This window comes from Thermostichus sp. OS-CIW-31 (assembly GCF_054060305.1).
On record NZ_JBSSDA010000018.1, the window covers coordinates 30,146 to 55,732 of the forward strand.

Annotated in this window: 24 protein-coding genes and 1 tRNA gene; 10 read left to right on the forward strand and 15 right to left on the reverse strand. The window is 59.9% G+C overall.

The window, feature by feature from the left end; translation table 11 throughout:
* Nucleotides 1-66: 66 nt before the first annotated feature.
* The gene (gene menA / locus ACVWY9_RS10825; RefSeq protein WP_457388338.1) at nt 67-1,008 is read right to left on the reverse strand and encodes a 2-carboxy-1,4-naphthoquinone phytyltransferase; all 942 of its coding nucleotides are present in this window, start codon (nt 1,006-1,008) and stop codon (nt 67-69) included.
* Between the two features lie 268 nt (nt 1,009-1,276).
* On the opposite strand from menA, the gene ACVWY9_RS10830 reads away from it, so the two are divergent.
* Both ACVWY9_RS10830 and thrC read left to right on the forward strand, forming a co-directional pair.
* Nucleotides 1,277-2,923: an isochorismate synthase gene (locus tag ACVWY9_RS10830; RefSeq protein ID WP_457388339.1), complete on the forward strand. Its 1,647-nt coding sequence runs from the start codon at nt 1,277-1,279 to the stop codon at nt 2,921-2,923.
* Nucleotides 2,924-3,039: 116 nt separating this feature from the next.
* Nucleotides 3,040-4,152, forward strand: coding sequence for a threonine synthase (gene thrC, locus ACVWY9_RS10835; RefSeq protein WP_414407018.1), 1,113 nt, complete (start codon nt 3,040-3,042; stop codon nt 4,150-4,152).
* A gap of 117 nt (nt 4,153-4,269) precedes the next feature.
* Here the strand turns inward: thrC and ACVWY9_RS10840 are convergent, their stop codons facing one another.
* The 9 genes from ACVWY9_RS10840 to ACVWY9_RS10880 form a co-directional block, all read right to left on the reverse strand.
* Nucleotides 4,270-5,184, reverse strand: coding sequence for an alpha/beta fold hydrolase (locus tag ACVWY9_RS10840; RefSeq protein ID WP_457388340.1), 915 nt, complete (start codon nt 5,182-5,184; stop codon nt 4,270-4,272).
* A 184-nt stretch (nt 5,185-5,368) separates the two neighbouring features.
* Nucleotides 5,369-6,319, reverse strand: coding sequence for a LysR substrate-binding domain-containing protein (locus ACVWY9_RS10845; protein ID WP_457388341.1), 951 nt, complete (start codon nt 6,317-6,319; stop codon nt 5,369-5,371).
* Nucleotides 6,320-6,637: 318 nt separating this feature from the next.
* Nucleotides 6,638-7,285, reverse strand: a complete 648-nt coding sequence (locus tag ACVWY9_RS10850; RefSeq protein WP_457388342.1) for a thermonuclease family protein — start codon at nt 7,283-7,285, stop codon at nt 6,638-6,640.
* Nucleotides 7,286-7,735: 450 nt separating this feature from the next.
* A complete protein-coding gene (locus ACVWY9_RS10855; protein WP_457388343.1) occupies nt 7,736-8,209 on the reverse strand; it encodes a YqeG family HAD IIIA-type phosphatase in 474 nt (157 codons plus the stop codon).
* 11 nt (nt 8,210-8,220) lie between these two features.
* Complete coding sequence (gene mltG / locus ACVWY9_RS10860) at nt 8,221-9,405, reverse strand: endolytic transglycosylase MltG (protein WP_457388344.1); 1,185 nt, start codon at nt 9,403-9,405, stop codon at nt 8,221-8,223.
* A 102-nt stretch (nt 9,406-9,507) separates the two neighbouring features.
* Nucleotides 9,508-10,269: a UMP kinase gene (pyrH, locus tag ACVWY9_RS10865; RefSeq protein WP_011433861.1), complete on the reverse strand. Its 762-nt coding sequence runs from the start codon at nt 10,267-10,269 to the stop codon at nt 9,508-9,510.
* Nucleotides 10,270-10,367: 98 nt separating this feature from the next.
* Nucleotides 10,368-10,517: a hypothetical protein gene (locus ACVWY9_RS10870; RefSeq protein WP_011433860.1), complete on the reverse strand. Its 150-nt coding sequence runs from the start codon at nt 10,515-10,517 to the stop codon at nt 10,368-10,370.
* Between the two features lie 115 nt (nt 10,518-10,632).
* Entirely contained in the window at nt 10,633-10,968 is a 336-nt protein-coding gene (locus tag ACVWY9_RS10875; RefSeq protein ID WP_011433859.1) for a TMEM165/GDT1 family protein, read from the reverse strand.
* Between the two features lie 57 nt (nt 10,969-11,025).
* The gene (locus ACVWY9_RS10880; RefSeq protein ID WP_457388345.1) at nt 11,026-11,565 is read right to left on the reverse strand and encodes a TMEM165/GDT1 family protein; all 540 of its coding nucleotides are present in this window, start codon (nt 11,563-11,565) and stop codon (nt 11,026-11,028) included.
* Nucleotides 11,566-11,663: 98 nt separating this feature from the next.
* Here ACVWY9_RS10880 and ACVWY9_RS10885 point away from each other — a divergent pair.
* Nucleotides 11,664-11,736, forward strand: a tRNA-Ile gene (locus ACVWY9_RS10885).
* 56 nt (nt 11,737-11,792) lie between these two features.
* On the opposite strand, the gene ACVWY9_RS10890 is transcribed toward ACVWY9_RS10885, so the two are convergent.
* Together ACVWY9_RS10890 and ACVWY9_RS10895 are read right to left on the reverse strand one after the other, a co-directional pair.
* On the reverse strand, nt 11,793-12,998 hold the full coding sequence (locus ACVWY9_RS10890) for a D-alanyl-D-alanine carboxypeptidase (RefSeq protein ID WP_457388346.1): 1,206 nt from the start codon (nt 12,996-12,998) through the stop codon (nt 11,793-11,795).
* Between the two features lie 198 nt (nt 12,999-13,196).
* Entirely contained in the window at nt 13,197-13,577 is a 381-nt protein-coding gene (locus ACVWY9_RS10895) for a hypothetical protein (protein WP_414389207.1), read from the reverse strand.
* Nucleotides 13,578-13,933: 356 nt separating this feature from the next.
* Here ACVWY9_RS10895 and ACVWY9_RS10900 point away from each other — a divergent pair, with 356 nt between their 5' ends.
* Nucleotides 13,934-14,380, forward strand: coding sequence for a Fur family transcriptional regulator (locus ACVWY9_RS10900; RefSeq protein WP_011433855.1), 447 nt, complete (start codon nt 13,934-13,936; stop codon nt 14,378-14,380).
* A gap of 202 nt (nt 14,381-14,582) precedes the next feature.
* Nucleotides 14,583-17,027, forward strand: coding sequence for a M48 family metalloprotease (locus tag ACVWY9_RS10905; protein WP_457388347.1), 2,445 nt, complete (start codon nt 14,583-14,585; stop codon nt 17,025-17,027).
* Between the two features lie 51 nt (nt 17,028-17,078).
* Here the strand turns inward: ACVWY9_RS10905 and ACVWY9_RS10910 are convergent, their stop codons facing one another.
* Nucleotides 17,079-17,522, reverse strand: a complete 444-nt coding sequence (locus ACVWY9_RS10910) for a phosphomannose isomerase type II C-terminal cupin domain (protein WP_011433853.1) — start codon at nt 17,520-17,522, stop codon at nt 17,079-17,081.
* Nucleotides 17,523-17,714: 192 nt separating this feature from the next.
* On the opposite strand from ACVWY9_RS10910, the gene ACVWY9_RS10915 reads away from it, so the two are divergent.
* From ACVWY9_RS10915 to ACVWY9_RS10935, 5 genes are all read left to right on the forward strand, one after another.
* Nucleotides 17,715-18,098: a 2Fe-2S iron-sulfur cluster-binding protein gene (locus ACVWY9_RS10915; RefSeq protein ID WP_414407531.1), complete on the forward strand. Its 384-nt coding sequence runs from the start codon at nt 17,715-17,717 to the stop codon at nt 18,096-18,098.
* Nucleotides 18,098-19,435, forward strand: a complete 1,338-nt coding sequence (locus ACVWY9_RS10920; RefSeq protein WP_457388348.1) for an O-antigen ligase family protein — start codon at nt 18,098-18,100, stop codon at nt 19,433-19,435. Before ACVWY9_RS10915 ends, ACVWY9_RS10920 begins: the two co-directional genes overlap by 1 nt.
* A gap of 122 nt (nt 19,436-19,557) precedes the next feature.
* A complete protein-coding gene (locus tag ACVWY9_RS10925; RefSeq protein ID WP_457388349.1) occupies nt 19,558-20,703 on the forward strand; it encodes a quinone-dependent dihydroorotate dehydrogenase in 1,146 nt (381 codons plus the stop codon).
* Nucleotides 20,704-20,734: 31 nt separating this feature from the next.
* Nucleotides 20,735-21,622, forward strand: coding sequence for a photosystem I biogenesis protein BtpA (btpA, locus tag ACVWY9_RS10930; protein WP_011433849.1), 888 nt, complete (start codon nt 20,735-20,737; stop codon nt 21,620-21,622).
* A gap of 55 nt (nt 21,623-21,677) precedes the next feature.
* Nucleotides 21,678-22,760, forward strand: a complete 1,083-nt coding sequence (locus tag ACVWY9_RS10935) for a diguanylate cyclase (RefSeq protein WP_457388350.1) — start codon at nt 21,678-21,680, stop codon at nt 22,758-22,760.
* Here ACVWY9_RS10935 and ACVWY9_RS10940 read toward each other — a convergent pair.
* Both ACVWY9_RS10940 and mutL read right to left on the reverse strand, forming a co-directional pair.
* Nucleotides 22,736-23,587 (reverse strand): vitamin K epoxide reductase family protein, encoded by an 852-nt coding sequence (locus tag ACVWY9_RS10940; protein ID WP_457388351.1) that lies wholly within the window; start codon nt 23,585-23,587, stop codon nt 22,736-22,738. The two genes, ACVWY9_RS10935 and ACVWY9_RS10940, sit on opposite strands and share 25 nt — an antisense overlap.
* Before the next feature lie 36 nt (nt 23,588-23,623).
* On the reverse strand, nt 23,624-25,360 hold the full coding sequence (mutL, locus tag ACVWY9_RS10945) for a DNA mismatch repair endonuclease MutL (protein WP_457388352.1): 1,737 nt from the start codon (nt 25,358-25,360) through the stop codon (nt 23,624-23,626).
* Nucleotides 25,361-25,587 lie beyond the last annotated feature (227 nt).

Here is a 25,587-nt window from a genome sequence, read left to right on the forward strand (position 1 = left end):
TCCCATTTTGCCGGCTGCACCGGGGGGATCCCGCGCACACCTAGCCTTAAGCCGACTTTTCAGCCTTCAGCCATAGCGGCTGAGGATGAACCCCAACCCCAGAAACAGCCCCAGCCAAAAATGGAGACTGACGGCGATGAACTTGGAGTGGCTAATCCGCTGCGGCTGGTCATGGTAAGCCCCCAGCAGGCGGGAAAGCCGCACTGCAAACGGGATCCCCGCCAAACTCAGCAGGGTCCAAGCTGGAAAGATCCCCAGCCCCACAAACAGCAGCATCAGGCCAAAAAGGCTGCCGCAGAGCCAGGGGATGAGGCGGGCCGAGCGCAAAGTCCCCAGGCGGGCCACCGGCGAGCGCTTGCCGCAGGCTAGGTCATCCTGCACTTGATGGAAATGGGAACAAAACAAAATCAAGCTGGTCGCCATTCCCACCACCAGTGAGGCTGCCAACCCCGGCAGCGACCAGGTCTGGCTTTGGCTGTAGTGGGCGGCCAAAACCGCCAGCGGCCCAAAGCTGAAAAAGCAGAGGATCTCGCCCAGGCCCTGATAGCCCAGGCGCAGGGGCGGCCCCTGGTAGGCATAGCCCAGCCCGCAGGCCAGCAGCACCAACAGCAGCACCGTGGGATCCGATTGCCGCCAGCTCAGCCACAGGATCCCCAGCAGCCCCAGAGCCAAAAAGGCATTCCCCACCCAAAACACCTGCCCCGGCTTGCCCGTCAGGTTGACTAGCGAGTGGAGTTTGTTTTTGTCCACCCCTGTCTGGGCATCGAACACGTCGTTGCTGAGGTTGACCCAGGCCAAGATGCAGATGGCAGCTCCCCAAAACACCCCCAAAACCCCCAAATCCAGTACCCCTGACTGGGCGTAGGCAATGGCGGATCCCACCCAGATGGGCATGATCGCCACGCTGTACATGGGGGGCTTAAGGGCAGCCATCCACAATTGCCGGCGAGAGCGGTTGCTCCATGCGGCCTCTGCTGCTGGCTGCACTTGGCTGACATCTGGATGCATGCGAATTCTCCTTGGGGAGCAAGCCTGCTCTGGGGCCCGTCTCCGGATCTGTCTATATCTGTTCTGTAAGGTAGAGCGCCTTAGGAAGCATTCTCCAGGATGCTAAGAAACTTTGCAGTCCGTGAAGAAGCTCCTCAGATCTGGCCCCCAAAAGCCCAGGCTGCCGTCTCTTCTCCTAATCTCTTATCCTAAAGTCATCTCCTGCCGGTCTCCATCGACAGGTGTCCTGTTTTCGGCCAAGGTGGGATCGTTCTCTTTGCTCTTTCGCATGACCTCTTCTCTTTCCCCTCGGAATGCCCACGGTACGCTTGAGTGCCTGGAGTGGCCGAGAGCATGGCCGCCGATGCGCACTTCTGCTTGGACAGGCGAGACGGGGAATCGGCGCTACTGGGATCCCTTCCTAGCCGCCTGCCAACAGATGGCGCGGGCGCGGGGTGTTCCCCAAATCCTCAGCTTGTCGCAGCCCATCCCAGAGCTGGATCCGCTGGCGGTGCTGGCCCAGAGGCTGGGTTCGCTCCCCACAAACCGATTCCCGAGCTACTGTTATCTCTCCCACAAGGCCCACGGGGAAAGGGTGCGGGTGTTGGGATGGGGATCCCTGCGGCAGGTTGATCTCGCGGGAGAAGGGGGCTTGCGGGCGGCACGGAGCTTTGTAGAAGAGCTGCAGCCCCACGTCCATGCCGCTTGCATTGGCAGAACGGAGCCCTCGGAAGTGGGAAGATTCCCAGGCAGCCGGCAGGAACGCCCTCTGTGTTTCTGTCGCCTCAGTTTCAGCCCCAGGAGCAAAGGGGGGGCGGCGCTGGTTCTGCCGCGCTGGCAACTGTTGCAGGTACCAGGCTCCTGGAGATCTCTGGCGGTGGCGCGGCTCAATCTGGAAATCGACCCCGAGAGCGACCTAGCGGCTTTGGCCGGGCAGATCACCGCCTTTTTTGCCCAAATGGAGCGCCTTTCTCGATCCCCCTTGCCCTCGTGGGAATTGCAAGCTCCTGTGCCAGTGAACTTGGAGGAAGCCCCCCTCTTGGCGCGCATCCAAAAAGCCCTGCAGGTGATTCAGGCGGGATCCCTGGAGAAAGTGGTGCTGGCCGAAGCCGTGGATCTGCACTTGCCTGTCCCGCCGTCAATTCCGTCCCTGCTGGCCTACCTGGAAACAGATCATCCCGATTGCAGCATCTTTGCCTTTGCCGCTGGTGTCAGCGGGCCGAAGTCCTTGGAGGCAGATGCTCGGGGGAATTTGCCGGCCAGGCCTCTCCCCCTGGTCCAAGAGGGGGCCTTTCCCCAGGTTTTCTTGGGGGCCACCCCGGAGCGCTTGCTTTCCGTGTGGCAAGGCCGGGTGCAGATCGATGCCTTAGCCGGCTCCGCCGCCCGCGGCGCCACCCCTGTCCAGGATCGCCAGTTGGCCGAGGAGCTGCTCCGCAGCCCCAAAGACCGCCGCGAACACCAGTGGGTGGTGCGCTCGATCCGGGAGGCTCTGAGTCGGTTGGGAATGGATCCCTGCATTTCCCCGCAACCGCGGCTGCTCCGTCTAGCCAACATCCAGCATCTGCAAACCTTGATCGAGGCGGAGCTCCCCGCCGATGTACATCTGTTCGATCTGCTGGCCCAGCTCCACCCGACGGCAGCGGTGGGAGGGTATCCCCAACAGGCGGCGCTGCAGTGGCTAGAGCGGTTGGAACCCTTTGATCGCTCCAGCTATGCCGCTCCCTTGGGCTGGGTAGACTTACAGGGCAATGGCGAGTTTGTGGTGGGGATCCGCTCCGCCCTAATTCGGGGGAATTGGGCCCGCTTGTATGCCGGTGCCGGGATTGTGGCTGACTCCAACCCAGAGCAAGAGCTGGCCGAGATTCGTCTGAAGTTGCGCTCTCTGGTGCAGGCTCTGGCCTTGCGACCTGCAGCTCCTCCGCTCCCCAGCTTCTGAAGAGAGGGGATCAGGAAGATGTTTCTGCCGCCGCTGCGGGAGGTGGATACGAACCCCTCCACGAACAGCTACAGTGAGAAAGCCGGTCTTTGATTAGCCTCGGTGTCCTCTGCGGCATGGCGACCCTGAATCCCACCCATCCCCCTCGTATAGCCGGATCCCGCGCGCAAGTGGGGCTTTGGCCCGGCCTGATCCAGCACTATCGGGAATGGCTCCCCGTCAGCGCCAGCACACCTGTGGTCACGCTACATGAGGGCAACACGCCTCTGGTGCCTTCCCCGGCTTTGAGCCAACGGCTGGGGCGAGACTGTCAAGTTTACCTGAAGTTGGAGGGCCTCAACCCCACCGGTAGTTTTAAGGATCGGGGTATGACGATGGCCGTGTCCAAGGCCAAAGAGGCCGGAGCAGAGGCCGTGATCTGCGCCAGCACCGGCAACACCTCGGCGGCGGCTGCTGCCTTTGCGGCCAAAGGAGGTCTGCGGGCCTATGTGCTGATCCCCGATGGCTACGTGGCCAAAGGCAAACTGGCCCAAACCCTGATGTACGGGGCGGAGATCATCGCCGTTCAAGGCAACTTCGACCAAGCGCTGGCTATGGTGCGGCAGCTGGCGGAAACCTACCCGGTGGCCCTGGTGAACTCGGTCAACCGCTTCCGCTTGGAAGGGCAGAAAACCGCCGCCTTCGAGGTGGTGGATGCTTTGGGGGATGCCCCCGATTGGCTCTGTATTCCGGTGGGCAACGCGGGCAACATCACGGCTTATTGGATGGGGTTTTGCCAGTACCGCCAGCAGGGCAAGGCTACCCGTCGCCCTCGTCTCTACGGCTTCGAGGCTGCCGGTGCTGCCCCCATGGTGTTGAACCGGGTGGTGGAACACCCAGAGACGGTGGCCACGGCCATTCGCATCGGCAATCCTGCCAGTTGGGTGAAGGCCAAGGCGGCAGTGCAGGTGAGCGGCGGTCAGGTGGATAGCGTCACCGACGAGGAGATTCTGGCAGCCTATCGTCTCCTGGCATCCGAAGAAGGGATCTTTTGCGAGCCGGCCAGCGCGGCCTCGGTGGCAGGATTGCTGAAATGGCGAGAGCAGGTGCCTGCTGGAGCACAGGTGGTGTGCGTGCTGACGGGCAATGGCCTTAAGGATCCGGACACGGCCAGCCACCAGGGATCCGCTCCTATCCACACCGGCGTTGTCCCTGAGCTGTCCGCTGTTGCTCGTCTGATGGGTTTCTAGCAGAAACCGCCCGCTGGTTAGGGTCAGGCGTTCCCCTTGGGCGGCGCTCCGTCGCCTATCGGGCATCGCCATCTGGCAAGCGGCATTCCTCTCTCGGCCATACGCTACAGCCCCAGCTCAAAGCCCGCATTGTGCGGAAAGGGCTGTGTCGAGAAATTCCCGGATCAGGGGCAGCACCTGTTCCCCATGCAAGGCAGGGATGGCGTGGCCGGCCCCGGCCAGGATCTTGAGCTGAGCCCCAGGGATCCCTTCGGCATAGGTTTGGCAGTGCCAGAGGGGAATGGTGTCGTCCTGTTCGGCGGCGATCACCAGGGTGGGGGCCTGAATGTAGTTGAGATAACGTTCAACCGTATCGACAGCAGCTTGTGGGCGCAGACGTTGTCGGAGAAATTGCCGAGCGACCGGCTGCTGACGCAGGGATCCCCGCAACCACAAGAGCTGGGCCAGCTTGTCTTCCCAATGCCACCAGCGGGCCAGCGGAGCGATCGCCCGCAACAGCCAATCCACCCAAGCGCTTTCCCAGAGCAAGGGCCGCAAATGGTTGTAGCGTCTCACAAAGCTGTCGTCGCGGATCCCGGCAGGAGCCAACAAAACCAACCCCCGCAGCGGATACCGCACGGCGTAAGCTGCCGCCACCCATCCCCCAAAGGAATGGCCCACCAAAACCGGAGCAGCTAGGCCCAGCCTTTGGACAAATCCGCGCACAAACTCTACTTCTGCAGCGATGTCGTAGTGCAAGGCCGGTTGGCCGGACTGCCCGAACCCCAGTAAATCCAAGGCAATGCAGCGATATTCGTCTCCCAACCCTTGCATCAGCGGCCACCAGTTGGCATGAGTGGCCATAAAGCCATGCAGAAACAGCAGTGGGATCCCTTTTCCCCAGTCTCGATAGGCAGCCCAGCAGGACTCTGCCCCTGCGATGTTCAACCCTTCCAATTTCACCCTGTGCAGCGGGATCTCTTGAACGCGGGCCTGTAACTCCGCCAAGCGCTGGGCCAGGGGGAGTCGTTCCAACAGCGTTTGCCTGGTCATCGGCTTGGGGTCAGTAGACACAGACAGATTCAGCAGATGCAGTTTCTTCCGGAGCAGCATTGGCTACAGCGAATGCACCTATACGGAAATATCTCTCGTATCTCTTTGAACAGGGATCCTGCTCAATCCACCGGAATCTACCTGGGATCCCATCAACTCGGAAAAGGCCGTAACGCATCGCAACTTAGCCGATCAACTGCAAATGGGGCGGGGGAGTTTTCAGCCAGTCTTGGCGGGTCAGCAGCCCTTGGAGGAAGCGGGTGGCTGCCTGCGATTGATAGCGCTCCGGGTTAAAAGCCAGCCAGAGGGTACGCCGTATCTGTAGCCCTTCCACCGCCAGCTTCCGGAACCGTCCCTGTTCCACATCGGATCCCACTGCCACCATGGACAGAAAGGCCACCCCCAACCCCGCCTGGACGGCATTTTTGATCGCCTCAATCGAGCTGAGTTCCAGCCGCACGTTCAATTGGGCCGGGTTAATGCCGTGGCGGTTCAGCACCCGATCGATGGTTTGCCGAGTGGAAGACTGGGGATCCAAGGTGATGAAGGGCAAAGCCAGCAGATCCACAAGAGCCGGAGAGTCGATGGCACACCCGGGAGCACCGACCAACACATATTCATCTTCCGCCAGAGCCATCACCTTCAAGTGCCGCTGCAGCTCAAAGGGGATCTCCCCGCCAACAATGGCCACATCCAACTGGCCGTCCACCAATTTCTGGGCAATTCGCCGCGTGGATTGCACCAAGAGCTGTACGGAAATTTGTGGATAGCGGCGGTGATATTGGGCGATCAAAGAAGGCATGACATAGGTGCCCACCGTTTGGCTGGCCCCCAGAACCAGATGCCCCCCCTCCATTTTCTGCAAATCCGCTAGGGCCTCGACGGCCTCACGGCACAGCTTGAGGATGCGCTCGCTGTACTGCAGCACCACTTTCCCGGCATCCGTCAGCTCCACCTTGCGCCCACTGCGGTCGAACAGCACCACCCCCAACTGTCGCTCCAGGTTCTGTACTTGCAAGCTGACGGCAGGCTGGGAGACAAACAGGCTATCGGCAGCACGGCGAAAACTACCCTGCTGGGCAATTGCCCGCACAATGAGGAGCTGATCTAAGGTAAATGGCAACTCATCCGCCATAGGGAACTCCAAACCCCACAGTGGGATCCCTTACGTTTCCCTGAAAAGCTGGGCAGCCCGCGTTTGGAAACCCACACGAGATCATCATAAACAAGCGAGAAATCCCAAGAGAGCAGCTCAACCCTTTCCCGGCAGCTCGGCTCTGGGGGGTGACCAGCCAAGAGTGGAGAGGAGAGCTCAGAATCTTCGGGCTGTTTCTCTGCCATTCGGAGCAGCTATGCCCACAATACCTACCTCTCACCGACCGGCGGAAGATGGCTGTTGAGATTATTCTCAACAAACAGGCCGGCAATTCCAGCTCTGGGTTTGGCTTGGTCTCTAGCGAGGGCCGTAGGTTGTCCAATAGCCGCGTCCTTGTCTTTTGGCTGCATCGGCAGCTTCAGTAAGAATGGGGCCGTACTTCAAGCCATCGGCTTGAGGCGACAACAGGCCATGCCCCAAAAACAGCATTTCCTGGTTGATGAGGGTATTGGCTTGCCAAACGTAGGCAGGCAAGGTGGGAGCAGGGGCTAGGGCAGGATCCAACTCCAAAAACACCTCACGTCCCAGCAGAGCAGTCTGCAGATATTGGCCGGCATTGTAAACTGCCAGAGGGGTTTGTCCGCGCAACTCCGTCCAGTTGGGGTTGATCGGGTCAGGCAAGGGATCGATCCCAATCAGTTGCACCAGCCGCAAATTCAAGTCTCCTTCAAGCTGAACAACCAGGGTGTTGTAGTTGACCACCCGAAACACGGTTGCACGTTTGAGGTCGCGCAGATCCGGACGCGCCATCACTGTTAAAGCCCAAGCGGGTGATGTCGAGAATATCAACGGCAAGGCCAGAAAGCTGCCCAGCTTGATCAGGCTCCGTCCATTGGATACAAGCGAGGATCTGGAGCCGGGGGAAGTCGCAGCAGAACGCAGGGATTTTTGCAGCATGGACTTTAGCCGTTGCATGGCAGACTTGACAATAGGGATGGTTCGCATGCTTGACCTTTGGATCTCACACCGCCCTCACACCGCCGCCTACTGGGCTTCAACGCGGGATCCGGCTCACCTGCCGTCACTCTACAAAAAATTGGGGCAGATGGGTCAGGTCTGGAAAATCTCTCTCGATTTTTGTCTTGATTTTTAGATGTGCTACCCATCCGGTCAGCAGTTGTCAGCGCTGACAACCTGTGGTTGGTCATTTCGATTCAAACTGGGACAGTGTACCCAAACCTAAAACATGCATGAAACATGCATGGGGCCACAGGGCTTTTCTCAGCTGCCCAGGCGTCTCACCCTAAACTGGAGTGACTAAGTCCTTCCGAGCAGCAGGATTGTCTTTTGGTCTTCTCTCTTTGCGAAGGAAAGGGGGAGTGCTTGGAAACCTTTTCAATTCAGTTTGAAACAATTACAGTTGTCCAACTCTCAAATCTCTCAAAAGCGCAGCCCCTAGAGGGTAGCAGGGTTCTTTTCGACTGCTTCGGACAAGAGGGAGTTGACCAGCACGGTTACCAACCCCAGTCGATTGCCCGCCAAAATATCCGTCAACAGGCGGTCTCCCACCATAGCCACCGCTTCTACCGGCAAGCCCATCTGGGCTACGGCCCGCCGCAAAGCCCGCCGTGAGGGTTTCCCAGCGCGGTGAATGTAGGGCAGGTTCAGGCTTTCTCCGATTTGTTGAATCCGGTTGCGATTGAGGTTGTTGCTCACCAGCCAAATTTGAAAGTGCGGACGCAACTGCTCCAGCCAAGCAGCCACAGCGGGATCCACCTCAACCTGTCGGCTCGGCACCAGTGTACCGTCTACGTCAAAGATGATGCCTTTTACCTGCCAGGCCCACAGGTCTTCTGCCCGCAACTTTAAGACAGTGCCGGCCACCACCAGATCCGGTTGCAGGAGCTTGAACCAAGGTTTGTGTACCATCCGCTCCTCGGCTAAGGACTGGGTTGAGGACTATGGTGGGATCCCTGGGCAGCTTGCCGACGCTCTTGAATAATCTGCAATTGGGCTGCCTCGTGCTCTGCTAGGGTTTTGCTGAAAACGTGGGTGCCATCGTAGCGGGCCACAAAGTAGAGATAGTCGGTTTGCTCAGGCTGCAAAACGGCTTTTAGGCTGGCCAAGCCCGGACTGGCGATGGGACCAGGGGGCAAGCCCGGGTTGAGGTAGGTGTTGTAGGGAGAGGGGGTGCGCACCTCCGCAAGGGTGAGGCGGCGATCTGGGGTTTGCCGGATATTCAAGGCATATTCCACCGTCGGATCGGCTCCCAGGGGGATCCCTTTCTTAAGCCGGTTCAGAAAGACACCTGCAATCAAAGCGCGTTCTTCCGGCACCACGGCCTCCCGCTCCACAATGCTGGCCAGGGTAACCCACTCGTGCAGAGACAGGGAAGTGGTGTGCTGGCGAAACAGGGGCAGGGCCACCGCGACAAATCGCTGCAGCATGGCGTCGACCACCATCTGGGCCTTTTCCCGATCCGGCAGGGATCCCTCCACCTGTTCGATGGGGAAAAGATAGGTGTCTGGGAACAGGTAGCCTTCTAGTGAGCTCAAGTTGGGGGGCAGCCAGTCGAGGGGGGGAATCACCCGGGTCACGGCAATGAAGGCATCGGCTGCCAGCCAGTTGCGCTGGGCCAGAGCCTCTGCCATTTGCTCGATGCGCCAACCCTCCGGGATGGTCAGACGTCTTTGCAGGATCCTTCCCTGCCGCAGTTGCTGGGCCACGGCCAGCATGTCCTGGTTGGGATCCAAAGCGTAGGTGCCCGCCTGAAACACCCAGTCGCGCCCGAAGGTGCGGCTCCACAGCTCCCAAGCCAGAGCTGAGCGAATCACCCCTGCTTGGCGCAGTTTTTGCCCGATCAGACGGCTGCTGCTGCCCGGCTGGATTGTTACTTGGATCGGTTCTGGGCCGCCCACCGGCTGGAGCCAGGTCTGCCACTGCCAGTAGCCCAATCCCCCGACCAGAACCAACAGGAAAATCAAGCTCTGCAAAAGACGCCGACCCCAGCGTTCGCGTAAGCGTTGCGTAGCAACATGGGGTGACCTGGGTATAGCGCCTTGGGCAGCAGAGCATTTGGGCAAGACGGGATCCTTTTGGGCCGAATGCTGAACCTGATCTGTCATTGCCTTTCCCTCCAAACGGCCTGAGCACACCCTTGAGCCAGGCTATCCTTCGGACTCAATCCTGGCTAGGGCGTCGCCGGACTCTCAAGGCCGATTTCCCCCCTAACTTGGGATCAACTCTCCTGGGCTGGGGATCCCGTTGTTCTCGACCGTCCGCTGTCCGATCCAAGTGCCGATGGGTTCTCCCTGCACCACTCGATAAATATTGCCAGGGGTAGTCAGGTCAAAGACCACGATGGGCAATTGATTTTCCTTGCAGAGGGCGATGGCGGTGCTGTCCATAACCCGCAGATCGCGGTTCAGCACATCCTGATAGCTGAGGACATCGTAGCGGCGGGCCTGAGGGTGAGTCTTGGGATCCGCATCGTAAACTCCGTCCACCTTGGTGGCTTTGAAAATCACCTCGGCATCGATCTCCGCCGCCCGCAAGGCCGCAGTGGTATCGGTGGTGAAGAAGGGGTTGCCAGATCCTGCCCCAAAAATCACCACCCGCCCCTTTTCCAGGTGACGAATGGCGCGGCGACGAATATAGGGCTCCGCCACCTCCTGCATGGCGATGGCCGTCTGCACCCGGGTGGGGATCCCGGCTCGCTCAATGGCATCCTGCAGGGTTAAGGCGTTGATGACGGTGGCCAGCATCCCTACGTAGTCGGCAGAAGCCTGATCCATCCCTTGGGCAGCCGCCTCTTTGCGCCCGCGCCAGATGTTACCCCCTCCCACCACAATCGCCACCTGCACACCGGCCCGTACCACTGAGGCCACTTCGCCGGCAATGGACTTCAAGACCTCGGGGTCGATCCCGTAGGGGCGCTCCCCCATCAGGGCTTCACCACTCAACTTCAGTAGAATCCGTCGATATTTCATGCTTATCCGCTCCGGCCCACCCCTGCATACGATAGCAGGTTTGTTGAACTAGCTCCGCTCACAGGATTGACCGACAGAGCATCTCGACAAAAACAACCTTACTGCTGTTCTTCGCCAGCGCTGGCCTCGTTGTCGCGGGGGGCAGAACGGAAGCGGCGGCCATTGCGAGCACGACTTTTTTGGAACTGTTTGGCATATTCGCGGTTGCGCTCGGCTTTTTCCCGCTTCAGGTTGCGTTTTTTGGCCATGCTGGTTTTCCTGACCGGTTGTCCGGACTCAAGTGAAGGTCCTCAGTTTGAAGTGTCAAAGTGAGGCGCTCTTAATCCTATCACGCTTTGCCGAAGCCATCCTGAAGCCCTCTGCTCAGCCGGCTATGGGCAGGGATCCCCACAACAAGACTAGGCCCATCACAACAAACCCCACGCCTGCCAGGGTTTTGATCCAGCGAGGTGGGATCAGGCGGGCCACCCAAGCTCCTGCCCACACCCCAATTAGGCTGGTGCTGATCAAAGCAGCAGCAGCGCCCAAAAAGATTACCCCAGCGTTTTGCGAGCGGGCACTGAGGAGCAGGGTCGCCAATTGGGTTTTATCGCCCATTTCGGCCAGCAGAATCGAGCCAAAGCTCACTAGGGCGGCCCGTCCGGCCATTTGCCGCAGCAAAAAAGACGGGGTTCGGCTGTCGTTGTCTTGGATCAACACGTTCCTCGGTTGTTCTCCACTCTGTCCTGCCGGGTTGGCATCGGCTGCTCAGGGAGGCTAGCCCTCTGGGAGCTTGTTCCCCCGCCACTCCTGCCATAATACATAGCCCCCGATCACCAGGAACCCTGCACCCGCCAACCATTGTAGCCAGCCCGGGGGAATGACTTGGCCCAGACCTTCTCCCAACACTACGCTGAAAAAACTGGCGGTCACCAAGGCACCGGCGGAACCGAAAAAGATCGCCCAAGGCGATTGGGATTGGGCACTCATGAGCAAGGTTGCCAACTGGGTTTTGTCGCCCATTTCCGCCACAAACACGGTTAAAAAAGTAACAAGCCAGAGCTGCAGCGGGGATCCCTCTGGGAGATTGCCGTCGGAAGAGGGGGGGTTAGGGAGGGGCGGTGTCGTCGGAGGCCCAGTACTGGGGGCGGGAGACAAAGCCAAACTCTCCCCGGCAGGCTGGAAATCCACAGCGGATCCATCCTCGTAGAGATAGTGCTGCCCAACGGCCAAGAAGCCAAAACAGAGAGCCGAGGACAAGGCAATCAGCCCCAAGCCCAGGGCCATTTGCCCCTGCCAAGAACGCGGCGCAGCCATGGCGTCAGATCCTAACCACCGACATGCAGCTTATCCTGTTTTCAGCCGCTTCTGGAGGAGACAAGGGCGCTAGAGTAAACGCTAGAGTAAAAGAATCAGGGGCGTTGGCCGAGCGGTTTAGGCAGCAAACTCATAATTTGCCTTACACAGGTTCGATCCCTGTACGCCCCATGGGGAGGATCCCTGCCGGACGAGGTTTCTGGGTTGAGGGCTGTTGACGCCCAGTTTCAAAGACGGGGGTTCAGCTCTGTGCGGGATCCCGTATCTCCAGAGCGAGGGATCCAACGCTCAGGCAAGGTGGTGGGGGATCCCCATTGGGATTGGAGGCGGCTGAGGAATTGTCCCTGCTGGGTGCGAAAGCCGACCAGATCGGATCCGCCATTCATCAGGGCAAACCAGATGTCCCCCTGCTCGGTTGGCAATACACCCGCCAAGGTGCTGACGCTCCTCAGGGTGCCCGACTTGGCAATTAGGATCCCTGGCAACAGACGCCGCTCCAACACTCCCACATCTTGGCCAACGACGGCAAAAGCATCCGCCAGAGTGAGCCCCTGCTCCTCCAGAAGAGACTGGATGGCTTGAAGCATAGCTACATTGGCCCGCGGCGAAATGCGGTTTTCCACCCCCAACCCGGAGCCGTTGATCAGGTGTAGCTCTTCGGGCGGGATCCCGGTGATGGCTCGGGCAATTTGCGCCACCTGGTCAGCACCCCCCACCGCATCGGCCAACATCTCGGCCATGGAGTTGTTGCTGTAGAGGTTCATCAGCTTGACGAGGTAAATGAGGGGGGGGGACTCATGTCTGAGCAAAACCTGAGCGCCGGGCGGGATCTGCTGGGCAACCCGCACCGAACCCAAGATCTCCACCTGCGGTCTGGGTGTGCCGGGGGGTAAGGTTTGAAATTGGGCCTCCGCCTCTGGCGGCCAGCGCCGCGCATCCAGCCCCTGCCGCAACAGGGATCCCGATTGCGCCACATCCCGGGAAAAGTTCATGTAAAAGCGGCCCACCACCACCAGATCCCCGCGCACCTGGCGGATCCCATAGGCATTGAGCAGGTTGCCGACGGAGAAGGCTTCCTCCCAGACGAACAAGGGATCCTCCCCCCCCAGAACCCAGAGATCCCCCTGTAGAACTCCCTCAGCAGTTAAGGGGCCAGTGGCCAGCCAGGTGGTAACAAAGCGGTGCTGCGGGCCAAAGTGCTGCAAAGCGGCCAGGGTCGTTGCCACCTTGGTCAAAGAAGCAGCCGGCAAGGGTGTGGATCCCTGATGCTGTCCCAAAACAAGGATTCTGTCCCGCTGAGGCGAAGGATCCTCCATCTGCAGCCAAACCCCCTGAGCTGTGGGCGAAAACCCCCGACCGGCCAACTGAGCCAGATAAGTTTCCACCTGAGGTTGCAGGGATCCCTGCTCCGTCGCCTGAGAAGTGGGAGACAAACTCAGCAACAGAGTGGCCGCCGAGAGCAGCCCAACCCAGCTGGAAACCAGCTGTCTGCTGGGCCAGCCCCACAGATGTCGTTCGTGCCGTGGCGTCAGCGTTGCGGAGCAACAGTGTTGTGTAGCACCATGGGGTGCCGCAGGCATAGCACTTTTCACGGAAAACACCCTCTAAACATCCCGGCAACCGAGGGGGCATCAGCTCGTCAATTCCCAGCCACCCTCTTCCACAGGCTCTACATCGATGGTGCCGGGGGGCGTTTGCCGATAAAAACGTCCGTCTGCAACAAACAGCGGCTCTCCACAATTGGGGCAAAAGAAATGGCTGCCCTCAATGGCTTGCGATTCCGACCCACACACCGGGCAGCGATCGGTGGTAATCCAGCGGCGCGCCCACCAGCGAAAGGCCAGGAGCACCAATACCGGCAAGGACAGCAAAAACAGCAACAGAGCCACCAATCCGGCGACCAGCCACCCCAGCCCGACACTGGTCAGCAAAGCTGCCAACGCCAGGGATCCCAGCCAGAACCCCCAGCCACCCAGAGAAATGGAATAGGTTTTGGGCTGCTCAAACCGCATTTTCGTTTTCCTTCCCCGATCACTACGCTTGCCAACGCTGTCAGGATGCCGCGGGCCTTTTCTTGAGTATGTTAGCCTAGGCGCGCCCGAACACCAGAAACAGTCCGCCACATGGCTCTGCTCTGTAGGCTAGCTCATCCCGGATGGATGAGGGATTGGGTTTCCCGCACCCTTCCCGAGGCTCTCCCGGCAGCCCATGCGCCTCAGTTGCGTCCCTGTTCTATTGGGCCTGAACTGAGCCTGAACGATGTCTTCAGCAACCAAGTCGGGTGGTGTCGTCATAAATGAAGTTATTATCAATTACAGAACTTATTGACTGTTACGGCGACGTTGCCCAACAGCGGAGGGGCGGCATCATGGTCTACACCGAAGAGGCGTTCAAGGCAGAGCTCAATGCCAAAGGCTGGCGAGCCACTCGGCAGCGGGAGATCATCCTGCAAACGTTTCAAAACTTGCCTGAGGGCACGCATCTGAGCGCGGAGGAGTTGCACAAAAAGTTGCGGGAAGAAGGCCACAACATTAGCCTTTCCACCATTTACCGCACCGTCAAGCTGATGTCCCGCATGGGCATTTTGCGAGAACTGGAACTGACCGAAGGGCACAAACATTACGAGATCAACCAGCCGGCCCCCCACCACCACCACCATCTGGTGTGCGTCAAGACCAACAAGGTGATCGAGTTCAAAAACAACGCCATTCTTAACATCACCCAGAAGGTGGCAGAAAAGTACGGTTTCAAAGTGTTGGATTGCCAGCTCACCATTATTGGTATCAGCCCAGAAGGGCAGCGCTCGATTTTGTAGCCAAAAATTCCCAAAGCTCAGGTTCTCATGCTTTCCCAGCAGGGGAACTGTACTGGGCTGGTAGGAGGATGGGGATCCCGTTGACGGGAGGAAATGCCAGAATAGCTCCCGTGAGGCCAATCGGCAGTCGGCAACCGAGGCAACAGTTGAATGGTTGATGAATAGTTGATCTTCTTCACCCCACTAGATCCGGGAGAGGGCCATGAACGAACAGGAAGTGGTGCAGTGGCTGGAGCAGGCGCTGGCCAATCCCCACCTTAGATTACAGGCCAAAGCCCAACCGCTCCAGGAGAGTCCCAAGGCTTATGCCCTCGTCATTATGATCAACCGCCCTGCCGGCCTTGCTCTCAACTATGAGGAGTTGACGGCCTGGTTCCAGAAGGCGATTCCCACTCGCTACCCCCAAGTCAAACGGTTGGCCCTCTACAGCCGCCCCATGGGCCAGCAGGCTGCCGACTGGAAAACTCAGGTGAGGCTGGATCCGGAGCCGGCGACAGACAAGGTGGATCCCGGTCGTGTTAGCAGTGCAGAGCACTTTACCGCTACGCGACCCTCTCGCGAACCCGTCAGTGGGACGGAGTCCCCGGAGAGTCCGGATCTAAGCCGCTACTGCTTTGTCAGCGATCGCCAGTTGCTTACTGCCGACCTTCCTCAGCCGCCTGGTTTGCTCCGCCAGGCGGTTTTGGGTTTTCACAGCCTCACTTCTGGGCAAAAACAGGAGGTTCTGCCCCTCTTGCCCACCTTGTTTCGCAATCCCAGCGCCGTCTCGACGGTGATGCTGTCGGTGGAGGCAGCCCTGTGGCTGGAGCCTCTGAAAAGCCTGAATCCTCACGAGCTGCGTCTATTGAGCGTTTGGCTGAGCCGCTATTGCTTCAACCCCAGCCGCACCCTAGCGGAATTGGATCCCGCCACCTCAGGTCTCAAAATTGGGCAAACCAAGCGCAGCTACCGCGCGCCTCAGGTGGGGGTCTCGCTGATTTTGGCCAGCTTTGCCGGCAACCTGACGGCGGCCTCAGGTGTGACCCTGAGCCTGCTGTTCGGTATGGTGTTTGTGCTTTTCCTGACCGTCTTGGGCAGCTTAGAGGGGGGATTCTCTCTGGGCTCTTTCATCTTCGCCATTCTGCTCACCCTCGCCTTCAACGCTTTGATTTTCTTCTTGTCTCCCTGGCTGATGGACTGGATCCAGCACAGCCTCTATGGCACCGAGTGGGTGAGCTTGGCGGAAATCGGGCGTCGCAGCCCAGAGAGTGCGGAGGTCATTGAACGGGTCTGCCGCCAGTACAAGCTGAAGCAGCCGAAGCTGGGGCTGATCCGCGACCAAAACCCCACTGCTTTTACCTACGGCAGCCTGCCGGATACGGCCCGCATCGTCGTCAGCGAAGGGTTGTTCACCTACTTGGAAGATGAAGAGGTGGCTACGGTCTATGCCCACGAGCTGGGGCATGTGATCCACTGGGATTTCGCCGTCATGACCCTGGCTTCCACGCTGGTGCAGATTCTCTACCTTCTCTACGTCTACATGCGCAATGCGCGCGGCGACGACAAAGTGGACAGAAGCCTCCGCTTCCTGGCCTTGGTCGCCTACTTTTTCTACGTGGCTGGCTCCTATTTATTGCTCTATCTGTCGCGGGTGCGGGAGTACTTTGCCGACCACTTTGCTGCCGAAACCACCGGCAACCCCAATGGGCTCTCGCGGGCTTTGGTGAAAATTGCCTACGGCATTGTGCAAGAGGGAGAGCGGGAGCGGGATGAGGAAACCCGACAGCGCAGTGCTCGCCTGCTGGAAGGAACGCGGGCTTTGGGGATCTACGATGCCAAGGCGGCTGTTACGGCGGGGACGGCCTACCGGGTTGCCTCGGATCCCGGCCAGGTGGGCAGGGTATTTTTGTGGGATCTGTTTAACCCTTGGGCCTGGTGGATGGAGCTGAACTCCACCCATCCCCTCACGGGCAAACGGGTACGGGCGCTGAGCACCTATGCGGAGCAACTGGATCTGCCGGTGGAGTTCGATATGGCCAGCGTGGTTGCCCAGGGCAAGCAGCTCAACCGGCAACAGCTCTACGGGAACTTCCTCCTGGATGTGCTGCTGTTGAACGCCGAGTGGCTGGGGGCGATTGTGGGGGCGCTGCTCGGGATCCCGGCCTTGCAGGTGGGCTTCTATGAAATGTTTGCCGGGCTGATCCTGATGGGGGTGGGCTTGGGCCTGCTGCTGAAGATGACAGTGATGTACCCCAGCTTAGAAAACCCGCCAGCGTTGACCGTGTTGAAGGCCATGAGCAATCCCTACGCCAGCCCCTTGCGCGGGTTGCCGATGCAGTTGGAGGGGCGGGTGATCGGGCGGGGGGATCCGGGCTATCGCTTTGGCTCCGATCTCAAGTTCCAGGATGAGACAGGGATGATCTTCCTGCGCTATGCTTCCCGCTTTGGGCCGCTGGGCAACTTCCTGTTTGGAGCGCGCCAGGCAGGGGGGGTAATCGGCCAAGAGGGATCCGCAGTGGGGTGGTTCCGACGGGGGGTGGCCCCTTACCTGGATCTGGCCCGCTTTCAAAGCCGCCATGGCCAACTACTCACCAGCTACCATCCCTTCTGGCAGGCTATGTGGGCTGTGCTGTTGTTGGTGGTTGCCCTGCTGGTGATGCTGTTCTAGAGGATCGCGATCCTCAGCAGCGAAGAGCTCGCCTAGGCCATTTGAGATTGGCTACTTTTGCCCACCGTTAACCCGGGCGTAGTCGTCGCTGAAGCGGACAATGTCGTCTTCGCCCAAGTACTGGCCGTTTTGCACCTCGATAATCACCAGAGGGATGACGCCGGGGTTCTCCAGGCGATGCTTGGTGCAAGGGGGCACGTAGGTGGATTGGTTGGCCGTGATGAGCTTTTCTTCATCTCCGCAGGTGACCTTGGCGGTGCCGGCAACGACGATCCAGTGTTCGCTGCGATGGTAGTGCAACTGCAGGCTAAGGCGATGCTTGGGCAAAACCACGATCCGCTTGATTTTGTAGCCAGGGCCCTCTTCCAGCACTGTAAAGCTCCCCCAAGGCCGACTTTCAGCATTGCTCTCGATCAGCTTGTTGAGGGTTTCGGCAGAGAGGGAAGGCGAAGGTTTTTCCGGTGAGGCCAGATTGGCATTGGGGGTTTCCAGCATGGATGCTCTCCTTGGGAGCCCTACCTTTAGCTTATCTCAACAACCAACTCGGGGTCTGTTTGTTTATCTTTAGACCCACCAACAGATCGGCTTCAGCTCCTGGGGATCCCCAGCCAATTCGGGCTTGCCAGGGCAGTGGCTAGAATCCTGTGGAATCATGAATAAAGACCTCTGCAAAAAGGCCACTTCTCGATGCGTCCTTTCTCTTCTGTCCCTTCTTACCCGGTTCACATCCATGACCGCCAACGGGACACTCACTATCTAATCCAGGTGCCGGCGGATCAATACATTTTGGCCAGCGCCGAGGCCCAAGGGATCCAACTGCCCTTTGCCTGTCGCAATGGCGCCTGTACCACCTGTGCGGTGCGGGTACGGCGGGGATCCCTGTACCAGCCGGAAGCCATGGGCATTTCGCGGGAGTTGAAGGAGCAGGGGTATGGGCTGTTGTGCGTGGGCTATGCCCGCTCGGAGCTCTGGGTAGAAACCCAAGATGAAGATGAGGTGTACGAGCTGCAATTTGGGCGCTACTTCGGCCAGGGGCAGGTCAGGCCAGGGATCCCCATCGAGGATGAGTGATGTCTTCTTCGGCACCGGTTTCGTCTCAACAACTGTCGCCGGATCCCTTGCCCTCTCAACCGCGGGGCTGGCTGCTGGCGGCAGCGGCGCTGATCCCGGTGAATCTGGCTCCCAGCTTACTCTTGGCTTTGGTGGGGACGATCCAGGGTTATACCCGCTATGGTGGGGCGATCCTGCGGGATCCCTTGTTTGGACTGGCGGCTCTCCTAAGCCTGGCGGCAGTGGGAGTGGCTTTTTTGGGGGAAGATTGGCGGCTGAGCCTGCCAGGGATGTTCAACTACTGGCCTTTTTTATTGATGCTGCCGGCCTTTGCCGCTGTTCTGGCCGATCGCGTCAGCGGGACGGAGTCCTTTCGCGTCAGCGGGACGGAGTTCCATCCTGTAGGCCGTCGGCGGTTGGCCCAGGTGTTGGTGCTGGGCAGCGGGCTGATGCTGCTTTTGGGTTGGGGAGAAGTGCTGTGGGGATGGCAGGGGCACTTCTTCTGGGGGCCGGTTTGGATTACGGGGGTTGCCGGGGGAGAGCGACCGGCGGCAGCTTTTACTTCCCCCAATATCCTGGCCATCTACCTGGTGATCCACCTGTGTTTGGCGGCAGGGCTGTGGCTGGATCGAGCCGATAGAGACTGGCCACAGGCAGTAGGGCTGGGAGCTGTGTTGGGGCTGGGATCCCTCTTGTTGCTGCTGACAGCCTCTCGCAACGGCTGGGGAGTGGGGGGGCTGGCGCTGATGATGGGGCTGGCCCTGCGGCGCTGTTGGTGGGGGATCGGGATCTTGGCCGGTCTGGGATTGGCCGGTTTGGCTGCTGCTTGGGATTGGCCGGGCTGGCGGGCTGTTGTGCCCCGATTGATTTGGAGCCGTCTGGCAGACACCTTCGATCCTCAAGCGCTCTACTTTAGTTCCACCGCCAACCGGCTGGATGCTTGGCAATTCGCCCTGCAGATGGTGCAGGAGCGGCCCTTGACCGGTTGGGGCTGGCAAAGCTTTGCCGCTCTTTACAATGCTCAAGATCCGCCGGAGCTGCTGGGCCATTGCCACAATTTGTACCTGCACCTGGCGGCTGAGGGTGGGATCCCGCTGTTGTTGGGCCACCTGATCCTGTGGGGTTGGATTTTGGCGCGGGGATGGCATGCTTGGCGGCGCTCTCAAGAAAGTGTCCTGCTGGGGATGCTGCTGGCCTTGACGGCGTTTTTTGCCTCAGGGCTTTTGGATGTGGTGATGTTGGATGGCCGCATTCACCTGCTGGTAACCTTGCTGTTGGGGGCAGTTTGGGGAGCCAGCCTTGAGCGGCAAAGGGACTCCATCTCCGGCAAAGAGCAAGCCCAGAGAGGTTACCGTTGAGTGCTGCAATGGGATATCCCTTAGCTGGCAGTGAGCCCGGAGTCCATCAGTTGCTCACCGATTTTTGCGACGCGGAAGCAAGCTACAGCCAAGGGGCAGTTTACCTGTAGAGGGTCTTTGCGGTGAACCTGTACCGAGATGTGTTGTGGCCTCTGCTTTTTTCTGGGCTGAGAGCCGACCCGGAAGCGGTCAAGATGGGCCTGCTGCGCGCCTTGCATTGGATCGATGCCACCCAGGCCACCGGGATCCTATCGGCTCTGGAGCGACTGTTTTGCTACCGGGATCCCCGGCTAGCGGTGTCGCTGTGGGGCCTTACCTTTCCCAATCCCCTTGGATTGGCTGCGGGCTTCGACAAAGATGGCCTGGCTCTGGGCGTCTGGCCCAGCCTAGGATTTGGTTTTGTAGAGGTGGGCACCATCACTCCTCAGCCCCAACCGGGCAACCCCAAACCTCGCCTGTTTCAACTGCCCCAAGATCGCGCCGCCCTCAACCGCATGGGCTTTAACAACCAAGGGGCGGCGGCTCTGGCGGAACGGTTGCGCCGGCTACAGCAACGTCCCATCCCCATTGGAATTAACCTGGGCAAAGCCAAAATCACCCCTCTGGAAGAAGCGGCTGCCGATTACCTGGCCAGCTTCCGGCTGCTCCAGGAGCTGGGGGACTACTTTGTGGTCAACGTCAGCTCCCCCAACACGCCGGGGCTGCGATCCCTGCAGGCTGCTGAGCAACTGGAGCCCATCCTATCTGCCTTACAGCGGGAAAATCAGAAGCGAAAACCCCTCCTGGTGAAGATCGCCCCCGATCTGGACTGGCCCGACATCGACAGCATCCTGGAGCTGGCCCAAGACCATCAACTGGCCGGGATTGTGGCCACCAACACCACCCTGCGCCGCGATAACCTGAAAACCCGTTTCCTGCCTGGCCGCGGGATCCCCTTCGCACCAGCGGAGTCTAGGCCAATCCTTGCAGAAGCCGGCGGGATCAGCGGTGCCCCCTTGCGGGAGCGTTCCACCCAAGTCATCCGCTACATCCACCGCTCCACCCAAGGAAAATTGCCCATCATCGGAGTGGGGGGCATCTTCACCTTGGCCGACGCCTTGGAGAAACTGGAAGCGGGAGCCAGCCTGCTGCAGGTCTACACCGGCTGGGTTTACGAAGGGCCGGGTATGGTGCCGCAATTGCTCCGAGGCCTAGCCCGCTCTTCTCCCCCCAGCCCTGATGTTACACTTCCCCCAGAGAATACCCCTGTGGGTCAGATCCAGGCGTAAGATCGTTAGGGATCCCTGAGGAAGCTTGCCGGTGAACCTGCTGCAACACCTCTTCAAAACCCCCCATCCGGTCATTGGGGTGGTTCATTTGTTGCCGCTGCCCACCTCACCCCGCTGGGGGGGGGACTTGGAATGGGTGATCGCTCAGGCAGAACAGGCAGCTACTGCCCTGGCTGCAGGAGGGGTAGACGGGATCCTTGTCGAGAACTTTTACGATGCCCCCTTTGCCAAGGATCGGGTGGACGCAGCGGTGGTCAGCGCCATGACCGTCATCGTCCAGCGGCTGAAAACCCTGGTCTCGCTGCCGGTTGGGATCAATGTCTTGCGCAACGATGGCTGCAGTGCTCTGGCAATTGCCGCCTGCGTGGGGGCGCAGTTCATCCGGGTGAATGTGCTCTGCGGGGCGATGGTGACCGACCAAGGCATTATCGAGGGGAATGCCTACCGCCTGCTGCGCTATCGCCGGGAGCTGGGGGCTAATATCAAGATTTTTGCCGATGTGCTGGTGAAACACGCTCAACCCCTAAGTCCCATCAGCCTGGATGCGGCCATCACCGACACGGTGGAGCGCGGCCTGGCCGATGCCATCATCCTTTCCGGCTGGGCCACCGGCAAGCCACCCCTGCTCGAGGAGCTGGAGCTGGCCCGCAAAGTTGCTCCTCAGGTGCCGCTGCTCATCGGCTCGGGGGCTACTGCTGAAAACATCGGCAGCCTGATCCGGCGGGCAGATGGAGTGATTGTGGCCAGTTCTCTGAAGCGGTCTTCCCGTTCCGCAGGCATGCCGGCAGGCTATTCGGATCCCTTTCCCATGATCGACCCGATTCGGGTGCGGCAGTTTGTGGAAGCACTGCACCTTGCGCTCCGTGAGCGGGCCTCCAACCATGCTTGTCTGGCCGCTCCCGGCTCTGGTTCCAACTAGCTGTTGGCGCTAAGATTGGGATCCGACTACAGTGGGCGATCCCTCTTTTTTAGCTATGCCATCCCTTGATCTGGAGGGCTTGGATTCTGCGTACCACCCTTCTGGTTCAGCAGAAGAAACCTTTTGGAGCTCTGTTCCGGCCCGGACTCCCCGCATTTGGGTTGTCGATGATGACCCAGTAGTCCGTCGCTATATTGTCGATGCTCTCACAGGCTCCCAGTACCACGTGGAAAGCTGGGAAAGCGGCCGAGCAGCTTGGGATCCCTTGCAAAGCTTGGAAGAGAACGAGTGGCCCGACATGGTGATCTGCGATTGGGTCATGCCTGAGATATCGGGGGTAGAGTTCTGTCGCCGTCTCAAGGGATCCGCCGCAGGGCAGTTCGTCTATTTCATTTTGCTCACGTCCCGTTCTGAAGTTGAGGCTCGGGTAGAGGGGCTGGATGCGGGGGCGGATGAATTCATCACCAAGCCGGTCGATCCCGAGGAGCTGCGAGCGCGGGTGCGGGCAGGGCTGCGCCTCCAGCGGCTCACCCAAGCTTTGGCCCAGGCCAACCGGCAATTGCGAGCCCGCAATGAGTTGTTGGAGTCTTTGTCTTTGACGGATCCCTTGACCGGGGCGCTGAACCGACGAGCTCTGGATCAGGCACTGCCCCATTTGCTCAAGCAGGTGGGAGCCCGCGGGGAGGCTCGCTACCGCTATCTCTGCCTGCTGATGATGGATGTAGATCACTTTAAGCAAATCAACGACAGCCACGGCCACTACATTGGCGACTGTGTGCTGCAGGCCATCGTCGGGCGGCTGCAAAATCAACTGCGGCCCTCCAGCCTGCTCTACCGCTATGGTGGGGAAGAATTTGTTTGCCTTACGCCCGGACTTAGCCCCTCTCGCTGTGGTCGCTACGCAGAGTCTCTGCGGCAGGCTATCGCCAAACGGCCCATTGACATCTCCCCCAAGCGCAGCTTGCCGGTTACCCTCAGCATTGGTGGGATCGTGCTCAGCGAAGACTACTGCCCAGAACCGGAAACCGCCTTGCAGCAGGCGGATAGCGCGCTCTACCAGGCCAAGCAGGCAGGGCGCAACCGAGTTCACATCCTCATCCCGACTCCAGGGGTTTATCTGCCCTCTTCCAGCGGATAGCCAGAGGCCACTGCCAAGGCTTCCAGAGAGCGAACGCCTGTGTAGGTGCGGCCATTGATGATCCAGGTGGGATAGCTGGTGATCCCCGCTTCTGTGCATTCTCGAGCCTGTGGAGTGCCGGGGCCGTTGGGGGAGCACTCCACGTAGGGCACTTGGTCGAAAGCTGCCCCGAACAGCTCTTTCTGATCTTGACAATGGGGGCACCAATAGGCCCCGTACATAGTGCCGCCGATCTGCCGCAGGTGGGCTGCCAACCCTACCGCCAGGGGGCTAGGCGGGGGAACTTGGTTGGCGTACACCCCAATCGTGGTCACCAATGTGAGAAAGGCCACCAGAATGTAGCTGAAGGCCAGCTTGCCCCCATCCAGCCAGCGGTGGCCCAGCACGGTCACCAGCCCCAGCCCCGCCACCAAGATAATCGCGGTGGTGCAATACATGCAGAATTGCCGCAGCACCGCCACCATCAGGTAAAGCATGTACATCTCAAAGGCGGTCATGGCGGAAACCAAGCCAAACAGGGCCGGCCAGCGCCACCGCTTCACCAGTGGGAGCCCATCCGGCAGCACCGCCAGCGCCAAGACTCCCAAAAATCCCAACAGGCCAACAGCCGCGGTCGGGATCCCCAAAAACTCTGCCCAACGGCTGGAGAGCACCAGGTCACACCCCCCATCCCCCGTGCAGAAGGCAGCGGGCTGCTCCGTCAGCTTGGTGTAGGTGAGATAGGCCGTCAACAGGGATCCCAGGCCGGCCAAGATCGCCAAGATCAGACGGGAATGGCGCTGCAGCCAGGTCTCTTCTTGGGCTTTGAGTTTGAGATAAGAAGCCATGGAGTTTCAGGGGTTTCAGCAGTTGGACACCCCCGATTATAGTGGGGTGGAGCTGGGCTCGTCCGTGGGATCCGACGCAGAAGAGCGCACCTGGGCGGCAAACCTGTCTCCCAGCGGATCCAGCTCCCATAGGGATCCCAGTTTGGAGTCGGAGATAGGCCGGTCGCAGAGGCCCCAACGGCGGCGGAAGTAACGGGCCAGATCTTTTTCTGCCAGGGCCAGGTAGACCGGGCGACCATGAGGGCAAGTGTGGGGATTGGCGGTGCGCTGCCAGGCTTCCAACAGCTTTTGCATCTGCTCCAGGGTCAGTGGGATCCCATTGCGCAAGGCCCCTCGACAGGCCACCGCCACCTGGGCTGCCTGCACATCTTGACAACGGCTGAGCTCTAGCAGGGATCCCTGTACCTCTTCTGGATCTTCCGACTCCAAAGCCAAAGGGAGGCGTCGAATGAGATGGGTATTGGGGCCGAAGGGTTCCGGCTCCAGCCCCAACTGCTCCAACCGCTCCAGGGCTTGGGGCGATAGTCCTTGCAGCGTTACGGGCGTCGCCGGTGCCACCAGTTGCCAATGCTGCTGGATGTACTCATAGCGAACTCGCTCGTGGGCCAGGTGTTGCTCCACCAGCCATAACCCCTGGGGGTGCTCTGCCAAGATGTAGATCCGATGCAGTTGGGCCAGCGCCCTGAGGGGAGGCAAGGGAGAAGTTGGCCGGTCAGAGGGAGGAAGATGGCTCTGAAAATCGGGCGAGACTCGATAGACCACCTTGGCCTCGCTGGCCCGGATCAGATGCACAGAGCGGCGGCTGGCTTGCCCGGATCCCAATTGCAGAAGGGAGTGCAGGTGTTGGCGCAACTGCTCCTGGCGGGCCGTCAGATTCTCCAGGTAGAGCTCGCTTTTGGCAGGATGACGGTTCCAATCCACCTGCTCTGGGGGCAGGCGCAGGTGAACAACCACCAGTGGATGACGGTGGCGAGGCAACGCGTGGTGAAAAACCGACTGGATCAGCCGTTGCCAGTCGGGCATCTGCACAAACCGTCCGTTTACGGCCACACGGATCCAATCGGGGTGGGGGCGATGCAGGCGATCCGGCAGGCCCAGCACCACTTCCCAATCGCTATCCCCATCCTGGATCCGCCGATAGCGCAGATCCGTGGGATCCACCTGCGGCAACACCTGCAGCAGCAGATCTTGCAGAGACTTTCCCGGCCAGAGGCTGAGCAGCAATTGCCCTTCCTGATGCACCTGCCAACTGACCCAGGGATGGGCTAGGGCTGCATTCTGCACCAGGGTTAGGAGCGGGCGAGTTTGGGGCAAAGCCCGACGGCGCAGAGGCCAGTCGGCAAACAAATCCGCAACCGTGACCACCGTTCCCAAGGCAGTGGCTGCCGGCTGCTTGTGGATCAGCTCCCCCTGTCGGTCGTAGGCGGCCAGCCAGCCGTGAGCATCGTCAGCGTGGCGGGTTTGGATAGCTAGGGATCCCAGCCGGGCCAGGCTGTGCAAGGCTTCGCCCCGAAACCCCAGGCTGCAACCGTCCAACTTGCTGGTGGTGTGGCGACGGGCCACCTGCTCCAGCTCCGAAGCGGGGATCCCTTGGCCGTTATCGGCCACCCGCACCTGCCAGCGGCTGGGCCAGATCTCCACCTGAATGCGGGTGGCCTGAGCATCGAGGGCATTTTCCAGCAATTCTCGCAGAGCAGCCCCCAGCGAGTCGATCACCTCTCCCGCGGCCATCTGGGCGATCCGCTCTGGGTTCAGGGGTTGGATTTTGGACATGGAGTGAGTTGAGAAAGCAGACTCTCTTCCTGCCAGCTTGTCGCCAAAAGGCCAACAGCGCCGAGCTTTAGCTTAGCTCTCTCCCTCTGTTGCCAGTGGACAGCGCCTTGCCAATGGTTTTCATTAACTTCAAGGCTCCCCTCAGGCCAAGTGAAGGATTGAGGTTCCGCCTTCCTGCCCATCGGTAACCGCCAAGAACTTCGAGAAACTTCGAGAACAAGAGAGCT

Excerpts from the sequence above, each read along its gene's own strand:
- ACVWY9_RS10855 (WP_457388343.1), bottom strand. The coding sequence starts at position 8,209 with ATGGTACACAAACCTTGGTTCAAGCTCCTGCAACCGGATCTGGTGGTG.
- menA (WP_457388338.1), bottom strand. The coding sequence starts at position 1,008 with ATGCATCCAGATGTCAGCCAAGTGCAGCCAGCAGCAGAGGCCGCATGG.
- ACVWY9_RS10880 (WP_457388345.1), bottom strand. The coding sequence starts at position 11,565 with ATGGCTGCGCCGCGTTCTTGGCAGGGGCAAATGGCCCTGGGCTTGGGG.
- ACVWY9_RS10910 (WP_011433853.1), bottom strand. The coding sequence starts at position 17,522 with ATGCTGGAAACCCCCAATGCCAATCTGGCCTCACCGGAAAAACCTTCG.
- mutL (WP_457388352.1), bottom strand. The coding sequence starts at position 25,360 with ATGTCCAAAATCCAACCCCTGAACCCAGAGCGGATCGCCCAGATGGCC.
- ACVWY9_RS10940 (WP_457388351.1), bottom strand. The coding sequence starts at position 23,587 with ATGGCTTCTTATCTCAAACTCAAAGCCCAAGAAGAGACCTGGCTGCAG.
- ACVWY9_RS10915 (WP_414407531.1), top strand. The coding sequence starts at position 17,715 with ATGCGTCCTTTCTCTTCTGTCCCTTCTTACCCGGTTCACATCCATGAC.
- ACVWY9_RS10840 (WP_457388340.1), bottom strand. The coding sequence starts at position 5,184 with ATGACCAGGCAAACGCTGTTGGAACGACTCCCCCTGGCCCAGCGCTTG.
- ACVWY9_RS10920 (WP_457388348.1), top strand. The coding sequence starts at position 18,098 with ATGTCTTCTTCGGCACCGGTTTCGTCTCAACAACTGTCGCCGGATCCC.
- ACVWY9_RS10830 (WP_457388339.1), top strand. The coding sequence starts at position 1,277 with ATGACCTCTTCTCTTTCCCCTCGGAATGCCCACGGTACGCTTGAGTGC.
- ACVWY9_RS10905 (WP_457388347.1), top strand. The coding sequence starts at position 14,583 with ATGAACGAACAGGAAGTGGTGCAGTGGCTGGAGCAGGCGCTGGCCAAT.
- mltG (WP_457388344.1), bottom strand. The coding sequence starts at position 9,405 with ATGACAGATCAGGTTCAGCATTCGGCCCAAAAGGATCCCGTCTTGCCC.
- ACVWY9_RS10935 (WP_457388350.1), top strand. The coding sequence starts at position 21,678 with ATGCCATCCCTTGATCTGGAGGGCTTGGATTCTGCGTACCACCCTTCT.
- thrC (WP_414407018.1), top strand. The coding sequence starts at position 3,040 with ATGGCGACCCTGAATCCCACCCATCCCCCTCGTATAGCCGGATCCCGC.
- ACVWY9_RS10895 (WP_414389207.1), bottom strand. The coding sequence starts at position 13,577 with ATGCGGTTTGAGCAGCCCAAAACCTATTCCATTTCTCTGGGTGGCTGG.
- ACVWY9_RS10900 (WP_011433855.1), top strand. The coding sequence starts at position 13,934 with ATGGTCTACACCGAAGAGGCGTTCAAGGCAGAGCTCAATGCCAAAGGC.
- pyrH (WP_011433861.1), bottom strand. The coding sequence starts at position 10,269 with ATGAAATATCGACGGATTCTACTGAAGTTGAGTGGTGAAGCCCTGATG.
- ACVWY9_RS10870 (WP_011433860.1), bottom strand. The coding sequence starts at position 10,517 with ATGGCCAAAAAACGCAACCTGAAGCGGGAAAAAGCCGAGCGCAACCGC.
- ACVWY9_RS10845 (WP_457388341.1), bottom strand. The coding sequence starts at position 6,319 with ATGGCGGATGAGTTGCCATTTACCTTAGATCAGCTCCTCATTGTGCGG.
- ACVWY9_RS10850 (WP_457388342.1), bottom strand. The coding sequence starts at position 7,285 with ATGCGAACCATCCCTATTGTCAAGTCTGCCATGCAACGGCTAAAGTCC.